General features: G+C 68.9%; 16 protein-coding genes. 10 read left to right on the plus strand and 6 right to left on the minus strand.

The features are described 5' to 3' along the window. Nucleotides 1-11: 11 nt before the first annotated feature. Nucleotides 12-1,037, plus strand: a complete 1,026-nt coding sequence (locus tag AC1PMG_RS01150; RefSeq protein WP_152246596.1) for an NAD(P)H-dependent glycerol-3-phosphate dehydrogenase — start codon at nucleotides 12-14, stop codon at nucleotides 1,035-1,037. Between the two features lie 176 nt (nucleotides 1,038-1,213). Here the strand turns inward: AC1PMG_RS01150 and AC1PMG_RS01155 are convergent, their stop codons facing one another. Together AC1PMG_RS01155 and AC1PMG_RS01160 are read right to left on the minus strand one after the other, a co-directional pair. Further along, complete coding sequence (locus tag AC1PMG_RS01155) at nucleotides 1,214-1,786, minus strand: OmpO family porin (protein ID WP_019800298.1); 573 nt, start codon at nucleotides 1,784-1,786, stop codon at nucleotides 1,214-1,216. A gap of 243 nt (nucleotides 1,787-2,029) precedes the next feature. Further along, a complete protein-coding gene (locus AC1PMG_RS01160) occupies nucleotides 2,030-2,572 on the minus strand; it encodes a TetR/AcrR family transcriptional regulator (RefSeq protein ID WP_481110349.1) in 543 nt (180 codons plus the stop codon). A gap of 147 nt (nucleotides 2,573-2,719) precedes the next feature. Here AC1PMG_RS01160 and AC1PMG_RS01165 point away from each other — a divergent pair, with 147 nt between their 5' ends. Further along, nucleotides 2,720-3,409, plus strand: coding sequence for a DUF1349 domain-containing protein (locus AC1PMG_RS01165; RefSeq protein ID WP_481110350.1), 690 nt, complete (start codon nucleotides 2,720-2,722; stop codon nucleotides 3,407-3,409). Between the two features lie 95 nt (nucleotides 3,410-3,504). Here the strand turns inward: AC1PMG_RS01165 and AC1PMG_RS01170 are convergent, their stop codons facing one another. Further along, nucleotides 3,505-3,984: a tRNA (cytidine(34)-2'-O)-methyltransferase gene (locus tag AC1PMG_RS01170; RefSeq protein ID WP_017907740.1), complete on the minus strand. Its 480-nt coding sequence runs from the start codon at nucleotides 3,982-3,984 to the stop codon at nucleotides 3,505-3,507. Nucleotides 3,985-4,025: 41 nt separating this feature from the next. Next, nucleotides 4,026-4,502, minus strand: coding sequence for a hypothetical protein (locus AC1PMG_RS01175; RefSeq protein WP_481110351.1), 477 nt, complete (start codon nucleotides 4,500-4,502; stop codon nucleotides 4,026-4,028). A gap of 414 nt (nucleotides 4,503-4,916) precedes the next feature. Between AC1PMG_RS01175 and AC1PMG_RS01180 the strand changes: the two genes are divergently transcribed. From AC1PMG_RS01180 to AC1PMG_RS01205, 6 genes are all read left to right on the plus strand, one after another. Next, nucleotides 4,917-7,790: a M16 family metallopeptidase gene (locus AC1PMG_RS01180; RefSeq protein ID WP_481110352.1), complete on the plus strand. Its 2,874-nt coding sequence runs from the start codon at nucleotides 4,917-4,919 to the stop codon at nucleotides 7,788-7,790. Between the two features lie 125 nt (nucleotides 7,791-7,915). Continuing rightward, nucleotides 7,916-8,233, plus strand: a complete 318-nt coding sequence (locus AC1PMG_RS01185; protein WP_017907737.1) for a DUF4156 domain-containing protein — start codon at nucleotides 7,916-7,918, stop codon at nucleotides 8,231-8,233. A 102-nt stretch (nucleotides 8,234-8,335) separates the two neighbouring features. Next, nucleotides 8,336-9,352 (plus strand): 3-oxoacyl-ACP synthase III, encoded by a 1,017-nt coding sequence (locus tag AC1PMG_RS01190; RefSeq protein ID WP_267085382.1) that lies wholly within the window; start codon nucleotides 8,336-8,338, stop codon nucleotides 9,350-9,352. A gap of 118 nt (nucleotides 9,353-9,470) precedes the next feature. Next, nucleotides 9,471-10,643: a Fic family protein gene (locus tag AC1PMG_RS01195; RefSeq protein ID WP_481110353.1), complete on the plus strand. Its 1,173-nt coding sequence runs from the start codon at nucleotides 9,471-9,473 to the stop codon at nucleotides 10,641-10,643. An 85-nt stretch (nucleotides 10,644-10,728) separates the two neighbouring features. Further along, complete coding sequence (locus AC1PMG_RS01200) at nucleotides 10,729-11,634, plus strand: alpha/beta fold hydrolase (protein WP_295933643.1); 906 nt, start codon at nucleotides 10,729-10,731, stop codon at nucleotides 11,632-11,634. A gap of 262 nt (nucleotides 11,635-11,896) precedes the next feature. Next, nucleotides 11,897-12,376 carry a hypothetical protein gene (locus AC1PMG_RS01205; RefSeq protein ID WP_481111586.1) on the plus strand — a complete coding sequence of 160 codons (480 nt, stop codon included), beginning with the start codon at nucleotides 11,897-11,899 and terminating at the stop codon, nucleotides 12,374-12,376. Between the two features lie 165 nt (nucleotides 12,377-12,541). On the opposite strand, the gene AC1PMG_RS01210 is transcribed toward AC1PMG_RS01205, so the two are convergent. After that, entirely contained in the window at nucleotides 12,542-12,916 is a 375-nt protein-coding gene (locus tag AC1PMG_RS01210) for a YkgJ family cysteine cluster protein (RefSeq protein WP_481110354.1), read from the minus strand. Nucleotides 12,917-13,061: 145 nt separating this feature from the next. On the opposite strand from AC1PMG_RS01210, the gene oleC reads away from it, so the two are divergent. Both oleC and AC1PMG_RS01220 read left to right on the plus strand, forming a co-directional pair. Further along, on the plus strand, nucleotides 13,062-14,723 hold the full coding sequence (gene oleC, locus AC1PMG_RS01215) for an olefin beta-lactone synthetase (protein WP_481110355.1): 1,662 nt from the start codon (nucleotides 13,062-13,064) through the stop codon (nucleotides 14,721-14,723). Nucleotides 14,724-14,732: 9 nt separating this feature from the next. Continuing rightward, on the plus strand, nucleotides 14,733-16,295 hold the full coding sequence (locus AC1PMG_RS01220; protein ID WP_481110356.1) for a winged helix-turn-helix domain-containing protein: 1,563 nt from the start codon (nucleotides 14,733-14,735) through the stop codon (nucleotides 16,293-16,295). On the opposite strand, the gene AC1PMG_RS01225 is transcribed toward AC1PMG_RS01220, so the two are convergent. Continuing rightward, nucleotides 16,279-17,403, minus strand: coding sequence for a serine hydrolase domain-containing protein (locus tag AC1PMG_RS01225; protein WP_481110357.1), 1,125 nt, complete (start codon nucleotides 17,401-17,403; stop codon nucleotides 16,279-16,281). The two genes, AC1PMG_RS01220 and AC1PMG_RS01225, sit on opposite strands and share 17 nt — an antisense overlap. Nucleotides 17,404-17,528: the final 125 nt, after the last annotated feature.

Consider the following 17,528-nt stretch of genomic DNA (forward strand, 5'->3'; position numbering starts at 1 on the left):
CGCCGTTGCGCATGCGCGATAACGCCAAGAAGAAGATCGCCGTCCTCGGCGCCGGCTCCTGGGGCACGGCGCTGGCGTCGCTGACCGCACGGCACGGGTATCCGACCGTGCTGTGGGGTCGCGATGCCGTGGTCGCCGAGGCCATCGGGCAGCGCCACGAAAACCCGCGCTACCTGCCGGGGATCGCGTTGCCGGAGGGCCTGCAGGCCACCACCGACCTGGCGGCGGCCATCGATGGCGCCGACTGGATCCTGGTGGTGGTGCCGTCGCATGCGTTCACCGAAACCCTGCGCCAGCTCGCGCCGCTGCGCCCGACGCAGGCCGGCGTGGCCTGGGCGACCAAGGGCTTCGAGCCCGGGTCGGGGCGTTTCCTGCATGAAGTGGCGCAGGAGATCCTCGGCGAGGACGTACCGCTGGCGGTCGTGACCGGCCCGTCCTTCGCCAAGGAAGTGGCCCTGGACCTGCCCACCGCGGTGACCGTGCACGGCGATGCCGCGTTCGCGCAGCAGGTCGCCGATGCGATGCACGGCCCGACCTTCCGCGCCTATACCGGCGACGACATGGTCGGTGCCGAGCTGGGCGGGGCGATGAAGAACGTGCTGGCGGTGGCCACCGGTGTGGCCGACGGCATGGAACTGGGTCTCAACGCCCGTGCCGGCCTGATCACCCGCGGCCTCAACGAGATGCTGCGGCTGGCCGCGGCGATCGGCGCCAAGCCGGAAACCCTGATGGGGCTGGCCGGACTTGGCGATCTGGTGCTCACCTGTACCGGCGACCTCTCGCGCAACCGCCGGCTGGGCCTGGCGCTGGGCCGTGGGCAACCGCTGCAGGAGGCGGTGCGCGCGATCGGTCAGGTGGTCGAGTCGGTGCAGACCGCCGACGAGGTGATGCGCCAGGCCGAGCGCCACGGCATCGATCTGCCGATCTCCAACGCGGTGCGCGCGGTCCTGCATGGCGAACTGACCCCGGCGGTCGGCCTGCAGCAGTTGCTGGCGCGCGAACAGAAGCCCGAGTACCCGACCACCTTGTTCAGTTGATCCGGCTACCGCCGGACACGCAAACGCCCGGCCTGGCCGGGCGTTTGCGTATCTGCACATCCGTGGGCCAGCGACGAGCCGGATCGGCAGGCAAAAAAAAGCCCGGTCGTGGGACCGGGCTTTCCGAACCGCGCGCGGCGGGAGAGAGAGACGACGCGCGCGGCGCTAGGCAGCGCTTACCAGCTGAAGCGCGGGCCGACGAACCATTCCTTGTCGCCGTGGCGGTCCATCTTCAGGTCGGCGCTCAGGCCCCAGTTCTGGTTCAGCTTGGCCTGGGCGCCCAGACGGCCGTAGAAGGTGCCTTCCGGATTGACGCCGTCCTTCTTCAGGTAGTCCTCGTAACCACCCAGGGCATAGACTTCCAAGTACGGGTTGAACGCGGTGCGGATACCCGCTTCGGCGCTCCAGCCGTTGAACTTGGTGCCGTATTCCGGGGCGAAACGGTTGTAGGCCACGCGGGTCACCAGGTCGGTGCTGGTCGCGATCTCGTGGTTGTAGCCGGCGCCGACGCGCCACTGGTCGACGCGCACATCGCCGAAGTCGGTCTTCTGGCGGTTGAAGTCGCCGAACACGCTGAAGTTCGGGTGGAACGCGTAGGAACCCTTGACCGCCCAGCCGTCGGCATCGCCGCCGCTGGCGTCGGTCTTGACGTAGCCGGCTTCGGCATAGTTGTAGGAAAGGCCTTCGGCAGCCGAAGCGGCGAACGGCAGGGTGGCCAAGAGGCCGAGAGCAAGCAGAGAGGTCTTCATAATCGGGTACCTTCGTTATTGGTTTGTCGGCGCTGAGGCGTGGGGCCGTTCGCTGCCGATATGTAAATTATCCGTTATTGACCCGAACTCGCCCTGAATCCCAAACCGACTAGTCCATAAATTAAACGCCCTGTTCAGGCGCTCGCGATGCATTGTTGTGATGCGCGCCGTTGCATTTCAGGCAACCGGGAATTTCAGGACTGTCAGCGCAGGTGGCGACACCCACCGCGTGCGAGCGGCACGCTATAGCGCGGCAAGCATCTCGATCGCCGCGCGCACGCGCTGCCTGTCCATGGGCACGACCGAGCGGTGGATCGTGGCGCCTTCGATGAAGGCGTCGATGGCGGCGGATGCGGCGACGGAGAACTGCGTTTCCAGGGCGGCCCGGCTCCTGGCCATCCATTGCTGCATGATCGCGGTCATCTCCGGATGCCGGCGGGCGAACGCATACAGTTCGTAGCTCAGCAGCAGCACCCGCGGGGACGCCGTGCCCTCGGCGAAGATGATGTTCACCACCGCGTTGCAGGCCTGGTCGCGGTTCTGCGCGGTGCGGATTTCGGCGGCGAAGTCGGCGGACACCTCCTGGGAGAATCGGGTGAACGCGGCGACCAGCAGGTCGTGCATCGAGCCGAAATAGTAGGTGGTGGCGCTGAGCGGAACGCCGGCTGCCTCGGCGACCTTGCGGAAGGTGGTGCCGGTGACGCCATGGTCCAGGATCACCCGCAAGGTGGCCTGCTCGATCGCTTCCTTCCGGTGCGGATCCTGGCGCCAGGTCCTGCCGCTCATGTGTCCAACGCTGTTTTCGACGAAGGCCGATGATCGCAGTTCGCGGTTGACGCCTCAATTGGTACAGATGTACAAATTTGCCGATGAGGTCGACGAAGGCCATCGCCGCGATGGCGCCTCCGAAACAGCGACGTGAGGAGCAATGCGATGGCGAATTCCGGGAAGCAGGATGTGGATATCGGTCGTCGGGCGACCCTGGGCGGGCTTGCCGCCGGCAGCGTCGTGCTGGCGACCGGTGCGCGCGCGGCGGCAGCTTCCGGCTGGGAGGTGGGCACCTGGCTCAATGCGCCCAAGGTCCATCGGATCCTGCCGGGCGGCGTGCTCGAGATCGTCACCGACAAGGGCAGCGATTTCTGGCGCGAAACCCATTACGGGTTCACCCGCGACAGTGGGCATTTCCTCGGCATCGCCGCACCCGCGCGCTTCACCTGCCAATTGCGCGTGCGCGGCAAGTTCGAGCAGCTCTACGATCAGGCCGGCCTCATGGTGCGGGTCGACGAGCGCCGCTGGGTGAAGGCGGGGATCGAACTGAGCGACGGCCGGCCGATGCTCAGCAGCGTGTTGACCGACGGCCGTTCGGACTGGGCCACCGGCCCGTACGAAGCGGACGCGTCGGATTTCTGGATGCGCGCCACCGTGGACAAGGGCGTGCTGCGCCTGCAGGTGTCGCGCGACGGGACATCCTGGCCGCTGGTGCGGTTGTGCCCGTTCCCGGTCGCGTCCTCCTACCTCGTCGGCCCGATGACGTGCACGCCGGAACGGGAAGGATTGAAGGTCCGCTTCTCCGACTGGAGCCTGGGGCCGGTGCTGGGCAAGGACCTGCACGATCTGTCCTGACGCCTGCGGTGCCGCAGCGCATGCTGCGTCAGCGATGCAGCGATGCAGCGATAGAACATTGGACGGCGCGTTGCCAGGCGACGCGCGCCATACGCTCAGTCGGCGCCGGGAAAGCCCAGTTGCCGCCACGCCTCGAACACCACCACCGCGACCGCGTTGGACAGGTTGAGGCTGCGGTTGTGCGGCTGCATCGGCAGGCGCAGGCGCTGCGCGTCGGGCACTTGCTCCAGCACCGTGTCCGGCAGGCCGCGGGTTTCCGGGCCGAACAGGAAGGCGTCGCCGTCGGCGAAGGCGGGCGTGTCGTAGCGGGTGCTGCTGCGGGTGCTGAGGGCGAACAGGCGGCGCGGAGCGATGGCCTGCAGGGCCGCATCCAGCGACGCATGGACCTGCAATCGTGCGTACTCGTGGTAATCCAGGCCGGCGCGCTTGAGCTGACGGTCGCCGAGGTCGAAGCCCAGCGGCTCGATCAGGTGCAGTTGCGCGCCGGTGTTGGCGCAGAGACGGATGACGTTGCCCGTGTTGGGCGGAATTTCGGGCTGGTACAGCAGAACGTGCAGCGTTGGGGTGGCGATCATCGGCGCAGTGTACGCGCCGGCGCGGAGGCCTTGGTGCCGATTCAGCGCACCAGGCCGACCGCCAGGTCCTGGCCCAGCTTCTGCAGGCTCGGCTGCAGCTGCAGCATCGCGGTGTCCAGCGTCTCGCCGACCACGTCGCCGATCGCCAGCATGCTGCCCATGTCCGCATCCGGACGCACCTGCACGGTGGCCAGGGTCACCACGTGCTGGCTGGCGGCCTGCTCCTGGTTGCGCTCGGCGAGCTGCTCGGCCGAGGGCCGCACCTGCACCGCCGCCAGGGTGGCGATGCGGCTGGACAGTTCGGCGTCGCGCTGGGCGATCTGCTCGGCCGAGGGGCGCACCTGCACGGCCGCCAGGGTGGCGATGCCGCTGGCCTGTTCGATGCTGCGCTGGGCGATCTGCTCGGCGGAAGGGCGCACCTGCACCGCATCCAGGGTGGTGACCTGCGTGGCGGCGAAGGACGGCGCGGCGAACAGGGCGGCGATGGCGGCGGTCAGGAGCAGGGCGGTGGTCTTCATGGCGGGCCTCGTTGGTGTTGTTGATCAGTGGTGTGGTAGTAAGGTAGTACACCTAATCAGGGGCTGCAAGAACTTTTTTGCTTCCGGTTGTTTTATTAAGCTCTCATTCACTTAATGCCGGTAGCTCTTGCGCTCGAGGATGTGTAAGCAGACCGCGTGCCAATCTTAAGTTGCTGTATTTGCTGGTAAATTTTCCGGGGCAATGTGTCCGCAGGCGGACACCCGGGCGCTCGCGTACGCCGGACGCGGACACCGCGGCACCGTCCGCGGCGGCAGCCGACCCGCTGACGGGTCGGATGTGACGCCGTTGCAGAAGGACGTCAGCGACAACGGCGGACTGCGCGCCGTGCGGTACGCCCGGTACGATCGGCGTTCACCGGCTGTTTCACTCGCCCCAAGGAAGAAGGAATCCGCATGACCGTCTCGACCCGCCCGCGTGGCGCCCTGCTGGCCGTCGCCCTGTCCGTCGCGCTCGGCGCATTGAGCTACGCGCCGCCTTCGACGGCGGCCAGGCCTGCCGCCGCTGCGTCGGTGGATATCGCCTACGAGCAATTCACCCTGCCCAATGGGTTGCGGGTGGTGGTGCACACCGATCGAAAGGCGCCGATCGTGGCGGTCAACCTCTGGTACCACGTCGGCGCCAAGGACGAGCCGGCCGGGCGCACCGGGTTCGCGCATCTGTTCGAGCACCTGATGTTCCAGGGCAGCGAGAACCACCACGGCGAGTTCTTCGAGCCGTTCAAGCAGGTCGGCGTCACCGACCAGAACGGCACCACCAACAGCGACCGCACCAATTACTTCGAGAACGTGCCGACCACCGCGCTGGACATGGCGCTGTGGATGGAATCGGACCGCATGGGCCACCTGCTCGGCGCCATCGACCAGGCCGCGCTGGACGAGCAGCGCGGGGTGGTGCAGAACGAGAAGCGCCAGGGCGAAAACCAGCCGTACGGGCAGGCCTGGAGCCGGCTGAGTCGCGCGCTGTACCCGGCCGGCCACCCGTACCACCACACCGTCATCGGCTCGATGAACGACCTCAACGCGGCCTCGCTGGCCGACGTGAAGCAGTGGTTCCGCACCTGGTACGGTCCCAACAACGCGGTGCTGGTGCTGGCCGGCGACATCGACGTGGCCACGGCCAAGGAGAAGGTGACGCGCTACTTCGGCGACATTCCGGCCGGCCCGAGCATGGCCCAGCCCAAGGTCGACGTGGCCCAGCGCAGCCAGTCCACCCGCGAGACCATGACCGACAAGGTGCCGCAGACGCGGATCTACCGCGTCTGGAACGTGGCGCAGACCGGCACCGAGGACGTCGACCGCCTGCAACTGCTGGCGCAGGTGCTGGGCGGCGCCACCTCCTCGCGGCTGGACCGGCGCCTGGTCCACCAGGACAAGCTGGTGGATATGGTCAGCGCCTCGGTCTGGCCGTCGCAGCTCGGCTCCGGCTTCGGCATCATCGCGATGGTCAAGCAGGGCGTGGACCCGGCCAGGGTCGAGGCGGCGATCGACGAGGAACTGCGCCGGCTGCTGGACAAGGGGCCGGACAAGGCCGAACTGGCGCGCGCCAAGACCGCCTTCCGCGCCGGCTTCATCCGTGGCGTCGAGCGCATCGGCGGCTTCGGCGGCAAGGCCGACGTGCTGGCCGAGTGCGCGGTGTACACCGGCGACCCCGGCTGCTTCCGTACCTCGCTGGCGACCATCGCCGACACCCGTCCGCGCGATCTCACCGCCGTCGGTCGCAAGTGGCTGGGCAAGGGCGACTACACCCTGCTGGTGCAGCCGGGCGAACGCGTGGCGCAGGCCGAGGAGCCGACGGTGCAACCGGCGCCGCTGAATCCGCCGCCGGTCGATCCCAAGTACCGCACCCTGCCCAGCGTGGTGGACCGCAGCGCCGGCCCGCCCAAGACCACCCAGTTTCCGAAACTGACGTTCCCGACGCTGCAGCGCGCGACGCTGAAGAACGGCACCACGGTGATCCTGGCCGAACGCCACGAGGTGCCGGTGGTGCAGTTCAGCTACGAGTTCCAGGGCGGCTACAGCGCCGACCAGGGGCGCAAGCCGGGGACGGCCAACTTCACCATGGGCATGCTCGACGATGGCGCCGGCGAGCGCGATGCGCTGGCGTTCGCCGATGCGGCCGAGGCATTGGGGGCGTCGCTGGCGGCCGGCGCTGCGCTGGACGGCAGCAATGCCTACCTGTCGGCGCTGAAGGAGAACCTGGCGCCGTCGCTGGCGCTGTACGCGGACATGCTTCGGCGTCCGCGCTTCGCGCCGAACGAGATCGAACGGGTCCGCGCCAGCTGGATTGCCAGCATCCGCCAGGAGAAGGCGCAGCCCAACGGCGTGGCGATGCGGGTGCTGCCGCCGCTGCTGTACGGCGTCGGCCATCCCTACGCGATGCCGTTCAGCGGCATCGGCACCGAGGCGGCGATCGCGGCCCTGCAGCGCGAGGATCTGGTCGACTTCCACCGCGACTGGGTGCGCCCGGAGCACGCCACCCTGATCGTGGTCGGCGACACCACCTTGGCCGAGATCGTGCCGCTGCTGGACGCGCAGTTCGGCGACTGGAAGGGCGAAGGAACGGCGCCGTCGGTGCCGTTCCCGGCCCGCGTGGCGCGGCCGGCCAAGCCACGCGTGTACCTGATCGATCAGCCCGGCGCGGTGCAGGCCAACCTGTTCGCCTCGGAACTGGTGCCGCCGACCACCGATCCGGCGGCGGTCCGCTTCGACATCGCCAATGGCGTGATCGGCGGCGACTTCACCTCGCGCCTGAACATGAACCTGCGCGAGAACAAGCATTGGTCCTACGGCGCGCGCAGCGGCGCGGCCAGCGCCCTCGGCCAGCGGCCGTGGACCGCCTCGGCCCCGGTGCAGATCGACAAGACCGCCCCGGCGCTGCAGGAGATGTACAAGGAGATCAGCGCCTTCGCGAGCGGCAAGGCGCCACCGACGGCGGAGGAGGTGGCGCGCATCCGCAACATCCAGACCTTGAGCCTGCCGGGCGCCTACGAGACGGCCAGCGCGGTGATGGGCGCGATCGGCGGCATCGTCCGCTACGGCCGCCCCGACGACTACGTGTTCAAGCGCAAGGCCGAGATCGAGGCGATGACCCCGGCGCAGGTGCGCGAGGCGGCGTCGATGCTCGACCCGAACACCTTGACCTGGGTGGTGGTGGGCGACCTCAAGCAGATCGAGGCGCCGGTGCGCGCGCTGAAGCTGGGCGAGGTCACCGTGATCGATGCCGACGGGGTACCGCAGGGCGGGGCGGCGGCCCCGGCGCCGCGCTGAGTGCGGCAGGCGCGCGTCGGCGAGGGCCGGCGCGCGCTGCCTGCCGGCGCCGGCAGGCCGACGGTGTCATGGCCGATTCAGCGTTTTGCGGCACAATCCGGATTCACCTGCCAACGGGCCCGTCCATGCGTCTACCGATCGCCTTCGTCCTGCTCGCCACGCTCGCCGGCTGCACCTGGGTGCCGATGGCGCCGGAAGGCAAAGGGGTGCGGGTCCTGCCGCCCGGTCAGGCCGCCAGCGGCTGCGAGAAGCGCGGCGAGGTGGTGGTGTCGGTGAAGAGCAGCGTCGGCTTCTACCAGCGCAACCCGCTGCGGGTGCGCGAGGAGCTGGAGACCCTGGCCCGCAACGAGGCGCCCGGCGTGGGCGCCAACACCGTGCAGGCGATGGGCGACCCGGTCGACGGCGACCAGCGCTTCACCGCCTACCAGTGCGGCGGCCGCTGAACCGCTCAGACCATACGCTTTGCGGGGATTTGTTAAAGATGCGGTAAAACGGTGTAACCGCTAGAATTGGCGCCCCCTCGCCTGACCCTGGCGTACACCTCGATGCTCTTCACCAACGTCTCGATCGCGGGACTGGCGCATATCGACGCGCCGCACACGCTGACCTCCAAGCAGATCAACGCGCGCCTGCAGCCGACCCTGGACCGGCTGCGGATCCGGGCCGACGTGCTCGGCGACATCGCCGGCGTCCACGCGCGGCGCATGTGGGACCAGGATCTGCAGGCGTCCGACGTGGCGACGCTGGCGGCGCGCAAGGCGATGAGCGATGCGGGCATCGAGGCCGGGCAGGTCGGGCTGCTGGTCAATACGTCGGTGAGTCGCGATTACCTGGAGCCGTCCACCGCCAGCATCGTCGCCGGCAATCTGGGCGTGAGCGAGCAGTGCATGACCTTCGACGTCGCCAACGCCTGCCTGGCCTTCATCAACGGCATGGACATCGCGGCGCGCATGATCGAGCGTGGCGATATCGACTATGCGATGGTGGTCGATGGCGAGACCGCCAACCTGGTGTACGAGAAGACCCTGGAGCGGATGGCCTCGCAGGACCTGACCGCCGACGCCTTCCGCGACGAAATGGCGACCCTGACCCTGGGGTGCGGTGCCGTGGCGATGGTGATGGCGCGTACCGACCTGGCGCCGGATGCGCCGCGCTACCGCGGCGGCGTGACTCGCTCGGCTACGCAGTGGAACACCCTGTGCCGGGGCAACATGGACCGCATGGTCACCGACACCCGCATGCTGCTGATCGAAGGCCTCAAGCTGGGCCAGAAGACTTTCGCCGCCGCGCGGCAGGCGCTGGGGTGGGCGGTGGACGAACTGGACCAGTTCGTCATCCACCAGGTCAGCCTTCCGCACACCAAGGCCTTCATGAAGAGCTTCGGCATCGACCAGAAGAAGGTCATGACCATCTTCGGCGAATACGGCAACATCGGCCCGGCCAGCGTGCCGATCGTGCTCAGCAAGCTGCGCGAGCTGGGCCGCCTGAAGAAGGGCGACCGGATCGCGCTGATGGGCATCGGCTCGGGCCTGAACTGCTCGATGGCCGAGGTGGTCTGGTAAGCGAGAGGCACAGGACAAGCGCGCAAATTTTCCTTGCGCGCCGTATTTGGGTGTTTAGAAAGAAATTTGCTAAATTTCTTTCCTAAGAGCCGTCTCCGGCCACGGCAAGGATTGCCTGATGTCGTCTCGACGCTGTACCGGACACTATGTTCCCGGGTCGCTGGCGGGCAGCCGTTATCAGGCGTTCGTTCCTGATCCGCTGCCGCCCGAGCCGCCGCTGCAGTTGGCGGCGCCGCTGCTGATCGCGCGCAAGGAACAGGCCGACCAGGCGCTTGGTCGCCTCGATGGCATCACCCTGATGCTGCCGGACCCGGAGCTGTTCCTCTACCACTACGTGCGCAAGGAAGCGGTCCTGTCCTCGCAGATAGAGGGCACGCAATCGTCGCTGTCCGATCTGCTGCTGTTCGAACTGGACGAGGCACCGGGTGTCCCTCTGGACGACGTCGAAGAAGTCTCCAACTACGTCGCTGCGCTGAACCACGGGCTGCGGCGCTTGCGCGAGGATGACTTCCCGCCGTCGCTGCGCCTGATCCGCGAAATGCACGCGCTGCTGTTGCAAGGTGGACGTGGCGCCGGCAAACGTCCGGGCGAATTCCGTTCGGGCCAGGTCTGGATCGGCGGTGCCTCGCCGGCGTTGGCGCATTTCGTGCCGCCGCCGCCGGAAGCCCTGGATGCGGTGCTGGCCGCCTTCGAGCGCTTCCTGCACGCGCCGGGCCGCGACGTCTCGCCGATGGTCAAGGCAGCCCTGGCGCATGTGCAGTTCGAAACCATCCATCCCTTCAGCGATGGCAACGGCAGGCTGGGGCGGCTGCTGATCGCGTTGATCCTGTGCAACGAAGGTGTGCTGCGCGCGCCCAGCCTGTACCTGAGCCTGTTCTTCAAGCGCCATCGCGCGCGTTACTACGAGCGCCTCAACGCGGTACGCACCGAGGGCGACTGGGAAGGCTGGCTGGATTTCTTTCTCGAGGGCGTTGCAGACACCGCGCAACAGGCGGTGTCCACCGCGCAGCGCCTGCTGGCACTGCTGGCGGCCGACCGCGCGCGTATCGCCGGATTGGGAACGCGCGCTGGCAACGTGGGCCTGGTGTACGAGCAGTTCGCCCGTCGTGTCCTGCTGGGCGTGCCGCAGGTCCAGCCGCATTTGCCGCTCAGCGCACCGACGATCCGTGCCGCCATCCGCACTCTGCAGGATCTGGACATCGTCAACGAACTCACCGGGCAGCAGCGGCACCGCGTGTTCGCCTATCAGGCTTATCTGGACATCCTCAGCGAGGGTGCGCAGCCGTTATGAGTTCCCCAACGCCGCACGCCGACGGCAATGCATCATGCGCCGCGGCGGCGCCGTCTTCCTCCTCCATCTCGCATCGGTCCCCCGCATGAACTACCCCGGCTACCCCTTCACCCCGCAGCGCTTCCAGGTCCGCCCGGGGCTGCACATGTCCTATCTCGACGAGGGTCCACGCGACGGCGAGGTGGTGGTGATGCTGCACGGCAATCCGTCGTGGAGCTATCTGTGGCGCACGCTGGTGAGCGGGCTGTCGGACCGCTACCGCTGCATCGTGCCCGACCATATCGGCATGGGCCTGTCGGACAAGCCGGACGATGCGCCGGGCGCGCGACCGGGCTACGACTACACCCTGCAGTCGCGCGTGGACGACCTGGACGCGCTGCTGCGGCATCTGCGCATCGACGGGCCGGTGACGCTGGCGGTGCACGACTGGGGCGGCATGATCGGTTTCGGCTGGGCGCTGTCGCACCATGCGCAGGTGCGGCGCCTGGTCATCACCAATACCGCGGCGTTCCCGCTGCCGGCGGCCAAGCCGATGCCGTGGCAGATCGCGATGGGCCGGCACTGGCGCCCGGGCGAGTGGTTCATCCGCACGTTCAATGCGTTCTCTTCGGGCGCGTCGTGGCTGGGTGTGTCGCGACGCATGCCCGCCGCTGTGCGTCGCGCCTACGTGGCGCCGTACGACAGCTGGGCCAACCGCATTTCCACGATCCGTTTCATGCAGGACATTCCGCTGTCGCCGGCCGACAAGGCCTGGTCGCTGCTGGCGCGGGCCGAGCAGGCATTGCCGTCGTTCGCCGACCGCCCCGCCTTCATCGGCTGGGGCCTGCGCGACATCTGCTTCGACCATCATTTCCTGGAAGGCTTCCGCCGCGCGCTGCCGCAGGCCGAGGTGATGGCCTTCGAGGATGCAAACCACTACGTGCTGGAAGACAAGCACGAGGTGCTGGTGCCGGCGATCCGCCGGTTTCTGGACGCGCATCCGCTGTCCTGAGCACGCACGCCGGACAGATGCCGGCGCTTTCATGCGGCGCGCCGTATCTGTGCGCGGCGCATGCAGGAAGGGCATTGCAGCCGGGTGCGCCGTGATGCCGCCGCCGCCGGCGTTGCGTCGTGGATCGTCTACACGGGCGCGCGCAAACTGCTACCGATTGCCGTGATGCAACATTGTTGGCTAGGTACAGTCGCCACCGATGTGCGCGTCGCGCGGAAGCGGACGCTGCACGCAATCGGACAGGAGACAGAGAGTGAAAGCGATGGCGATGGCGATGCTGTTGACGGCGATGAGCGTGCCTGATGCGCACGCGGAAGACCTGACCACGTCCGCGGACGGCAAGACGCTGACGGTCGGCTTCGGCCAGCCCACCTGGAAGCAGGTGCTGCACTACCGCAAGCTGTACGACAAGAAGCCGTTCCCCGATGCGGAGATCTACTACTACAGCAACGGCATGTACAAGATCATTTCGCAGGGCGAGAACCACTACGGCGTGTACGTGCTGCAGGGCAGCTTCGACGACCAGACCTACACGATCCGCTTCATCTCGCTGCCGTCCGAGGACTGGGGCAACAAGACCGCCTTCCACCAGCTGACCTTCATCCGTGGCGAAGACAGGAACGTCTTCATCCAGAACGCGATCGTCGATACCGGCGAAGCCATCGCCCAGCAGAACGGTAACTACACCCTGGAAAAGAACACCGTGACCAATCCGGTGCCGACGGCGTGGAAGCACCGCTGAGCCGATGCGGCGCGCGTCCGCCGTGCTTCGGATGCCGCCAGGATGGGCGTTTGCAGGAGTTTGTGTAGGAGCAGCTTCAGCCGCGACCGGGCGTTGCCGGTAATGCGGATCGCGGCTAAAGCCGCTCCTACGGCAGGCCTCCTGCCGCGCTGGTGGTGCCGCCGCTCAGGCGTCCGGCAGATTGCGTTCGACCACGCCGTCCCAGTCGGCCAGGGTCAGCAGCGGCAGGCCGTGCGCCAGCCGCGACTTGTCGCACTGCGCGCTGCGTTCGCCGAACTCCAGCGAGGCCGGCACCGCGGCGCACACCGACGGCCGCCGCTCGTGGATGCTGCAGCGACTGTAGCGGCCGATGTCCGCGTCCAGGGCGATGCAGCGCGGCTGCGCCTGCGAGGTGCCGCGCATCACCTGCTCATGGGTGCGCAGCGGTTCGGTCAACTCGAACGGGACCCTGCCGCCCAGCGCGGGATCGGCTTCGCTCCAGTGGAAACTGACGCGGAAGTAGGCGCAGCAGGCGCCGCAGGTGAGGCAGGGATGGGACATGGCGGCCGGGCCTTGCGCGGCGAACAGCGTGGGGGGCGCGGCATTCTGACCGAACCGGGGCGCGCTGCAAGCACTCCGGCATTCAGCCGCGGCTGCCGCGGCCGGGATGTCGGCTGCGGCCGGGCGCATCGGCGATAATCGGCGCATGACCACGACCTGCAATATCGCGGCGACGCTGCCACGGCTGGCGCGCGAGCGCCCGGACCAGATCGCCATGCGCTGCCCCGGCCGGCCCGGCCCCGGCGGCATGGCGGCCTACGACGTGACCCTGAGCTATGCGCAGCTGGATGCGCGCAGCGATGCCATCGCCGCCGGCCTGGGCGCCTACGGCATCGGCCGCGGCACCCGCACGGTGGTGATGGTGCGGCCGTCGCCGGAGTTCTTCCTGCTGATGTTCGCGTTGTTCAAGGCCGGCGCGGTGCCGGTGCTGGTCGATCCGGGCATCGACCGGCGCGCGCTCAAGCAATGCCTGGACGAGGCGCAGCCGGAAGCCTTCATCGGCATTCCGCTGGCGCAACTGGCGCGGCGTCTGCTCGGCTGGGCGCGCTCGGCAAAGCGGATCGTCACCGTCGGCCGGCGCTGGGCCTGGGGCGGCACCACGCTGGCGCGGATCGAGCGCGCGGGCCAGGGCGCCGGCAGCCAGCTGGCCGACACGGCCGCGGACGACGTCGCCGCGATCCTGTTCACCAGCGGCTCCACCGGCGTGCCCAAGGGCGTGGTCTACCGGCACCGGCATTTCGTCGGCCAGATCGAGCTGATGCGCAATGCCTTCGACATGCAGCCCGGCGGGATCGACCTGCCGACTTTCCCGCCGTTTGCGCTCTTCGACCCGGCGCTGGGGCTGACCTCGGTGATCCCGGACATGGACCCGACGCGTCCGGCCAAGGTCGATCCGCGCAAGCTGCACGATGCGATGCAGCGCTTCGGCGTGACCCAGCTGTTCGGCTCGCCGGCCCTGATGCGGGTGCTGGCCGACTACGGCAAGCCGTTGACCAACGTGCGCTGCGCCACCTCGGCCGGCGCGCCGGTGCCGCCGGACGTGGTGGCGCGGATCCGCAGCCTGCTGCCGGAGGACGGCCAGTTCTGGACGCCCTACGGCGCCACCGAGTGCCTGCCGGTGGCGGTGATCGAGGGCCGCGAGCTGCAGGACACGCGCGCGGCGACCGAGCGCGGTGCCGGCACCTGCGTCGGCACGGTGGTGCCGCCCAACCAGGTGCGCATCATCGCCATCGACGACGCCGCGATTCCGGAGTGGAGCGGCGTGCGCGACGTCCCCACCGGCACGGTCGGCGAGATCACCGTGGCCGGCCCGACCGCCACCGACACCTATTTCAACCGCGATGCGGCCACGCGCCTGGCCAAGATCCGCGAACGCCTGGACGACGGCAGCGAGCGCGTCGTGCACCGCATGGGCGACGTCGGCTATTTCGACGCGCAGGGCCGGCTGTGGTTCTGCGGGCGCAAGACCCAGCGCGTGGAGACCGCGCAGGGACCGCTGTACACCGAACAGGTGGAGCCGATCTTCAACGCGCTGCCGGGCATCGGCCGCACCGCCCTGGTCGGCATCGGCGCGCCGGGGCAGCAGCGCCCGGTGCTGTGCTACGAGCTGGAAGTGGGCGCCATGCTCTCGAGCGGCCCTGAACTGCAGGCGCTGCAGCAGCGACTGCGCGATACCGCTGTCGCGCATGCGCACACGGCCGGCATCGTCGACTTCCTGAGCCACCCCGGCTTTCCGGTGGACATCCGCCACAACGCCAAGATCGGCCGCGAGAAGCTGGCGCTGTGGGCCGCGGAACAGCTGCGCTGAGGCGCGACGATGGCCGAGCGCTACCGGCTGGGCGACCTGCGCATCGACGCGGCGCGGCAGCGGGTCGAGCGCGACGGTGCGGTCCTGGAGGTGGGCGGGCTGAGTTTTCGCCTGCTGCATTACCTGCTGCAGCAGGGGCAGCGCGTGGTGGGGTTCGATGAACTGATCGCGCAGGTGTGGGCGCCGGCGCTGGTCAACGAGGAGACCGTCACCCAGCGCGTGCGCCTGCTGCGCCAGGCGCTGGGCGACGCATCCCGGCAGCCGCGGTATCTGCGCTCGGTGCGCGGTCAGGGGTATCAACTGTGCCTGCCGGTACAGCCCGATGCCGCCCCCGATCCGACCGACACCACGCCTGTGCCGCGATGGACGTGGCGCAAGCGCGGCGCCTGGGCGATCGCGACCGGTGCGGTGGCGATCGTCTCGGTGCTGGCGGTATGGCACTGGCAGGTGGCCGCGCCAACGCCAGCCGCGTCCCCGCTGCTGCAGCGTGCCGACTACTACGCCGGCATCGGCCAGCGCGACGACAACACGCGTGCGATCGCGCTGTACCAGCAGCGCCTGCAGCAGGTACCGGACGAGGCGGCAGCCTTGATTGGCCTGAGCCGCGCCTACAGTGCGCGCGTCTGCCAATACGACGGCGACCAGCAGGTCGCGTTGCGCGCGCAGCGTCTGGCGGCGCAGGTGCTCGTGGCGCACCCGCGGCTGGCCGCCGCGCATGCCGCGCTTGGCTATGCGTACGATTGCCGTGGCGACAACGCCGCGGCGCTGGCCGCCTACGAGCGCGCGTTGCAACTGGACCCGCGTGCCGATGCCGTGCGTGGCTCGGCCGCCTATCTGTACGAACGCCAGGGCCGCCTGGCGCAGGCGCTTGCGGCCAACATGCAGGTTCGCGATCCGGCGCGTGTGCGCTTCCTGCCACTGCAGATCGCCAGCAACCTCGATCTGCTGGGCTACGCCAGCGCCGCGGAGGTCCGCTACCGCGACAGTTTCCTGCTCTACCCCGACAGCGCGTATTCCAATCTGGCGTGGCCGCGTTTCCTGTTCGTGCATGGCCGTACGGCTGAAGCGCAGGCCGTGCTGGACCAGGCGCTGGGGCGCGGCACCGACTACGCCGGGCTGTTCCTGCTGCAGGCGGAGCTGGCGCTGGCGCGTGGCGACACCGCGCACGCGCGGCAGGCCAGCCTGCAGGCGATGCGCCTGCGGCCGCAAGGCAGTTTCGCCCAGACCGTGGCCTGGACGCTGCAGGCGCAACCGCCGCCGCCGGCGCCGCAGCTGCGCGCGCGAGCGCAGGCATTGCTGGACGGCGTGGCGCGCGGCAGCGACCCGCTGGACGCGGTGGATGCGGCGTTGCTGCTGCAGTTGGCCAACGATCGGCCAGCGGCGCTGGACGCGCTGCGTCGGGCGCAGGCCGCGGGCTATCGCGATGGCGCCTACCTGCGGGTGTCGCCGCTGCTGGCGCCGCTGCGCGCCGAGCCGGGTTTCGCGGCGTTGCTGGCGCGCAACGAGGCCGATGTCGCCGCGCAACGGGCGCAGGCGCAGCGCGCCGGACTGGTGCCTACGGCAATGCCGTGAGCACGTAATCGGCGAGCAGCGCCTGCGATTGCGGGTGCATCTGCGGCCGGTTGTAGGCACGCCGGGTGATCACCACCACCAGGCGTTCCTCCGGCAGCACGAACACATAGTTGCCGCCGTTGCCCGACATCGCCCAGACCCCGCGTTCGACGCCGTGCGCCTGGAAGCGGAAGCGCCACAGCAGATAGCCGTAGTCGGCATCGTCGCGGGCTTGTGCATGCACCTGGGTCATTGCGCGGATCCATGCCGCCGGCAACACCTGCTTGCCGTGCCAGCGGCCCTCGTCGAGCAGGAGCTGGCCGAACTTGGCCAGGTCGCGGCTGCGGTAGCGGGTGCCGCCACCGCCCATGCCCACGCCTTCGGCGGCTTGCAGCCAGCGTGCACCGACGATGCCGAGCGGCCGCTCCAGGACCTGCCCGGCGAAGTCCTCCAGGCGCTGCCCGGTGGCCTTCTCGAGCAGCGCACCGAGCAGGAAGCTGCCGGCGGTGCAGTAGGAGAAGGCGCGTCCATACGGACTCTCCTCGGGGCGGCGCATCCATGGCGCATAGCCCTTGAGCGGCAGGTCCAGCGCGAACTGCGTCCAGTCGGCGCTGACGTACATGCGTTCCTCGTGGCCGCTGGAGAAGGCGTTGTCGTCGTCGCACTCCCATTGCGAACTCATCGTCAGCAGGTCTTCGACGGTGATCGCGCGCTTGCGCGGCGCATCGTGCTGCCAGTGGCGGTCGCCGAAGAAGTCGTAGACGCGTGCCTGCACGCCGGGCAGGTGGCCGCGGGCGATCGCCGCGCCGACCAGCAGCGCGGTCACGCTCTTGGTCGCCGAGCGGGTGTCGTGCAAGGTCTGCCGGTCGGCACCACCGAAGTAATGCTCGTAGACCAGGGCGCCGTCGCGCACGATCAGCACGCTGGTGGTCTCCGGCGCCGCGCCGTCGGCGATGGCGTGTTCCATGGCGGCCAGCCGGTCCCGCTTCCAGCCGCTGGCGGCGGCATCGGCGACCGGCCAGCCGTCGTCCAGCGCCGGCGGTGCGGTCGCGGCCGCTGGTACGGCGGCGGAAGCAAGCGGAACGATCAGGGAGAGGGTGGCGCACAGCAGCAGCGGCAGGGGCGACATGGCGGAACTCCGGTGGAAGGGCCGGTGCACTTACGCCCGTGGCATCGCTGAAGTGCCTGATGCCAGACTGAAGAATTCTGAAGCTCAGTCGGATCAAGGGGTTGCGCGGCTCCCGTCACTGGCGT

The sequence above is a fragment of the Xanthomonas sp. NCPPB 2250 genome, from assembly GCF_056725265.1.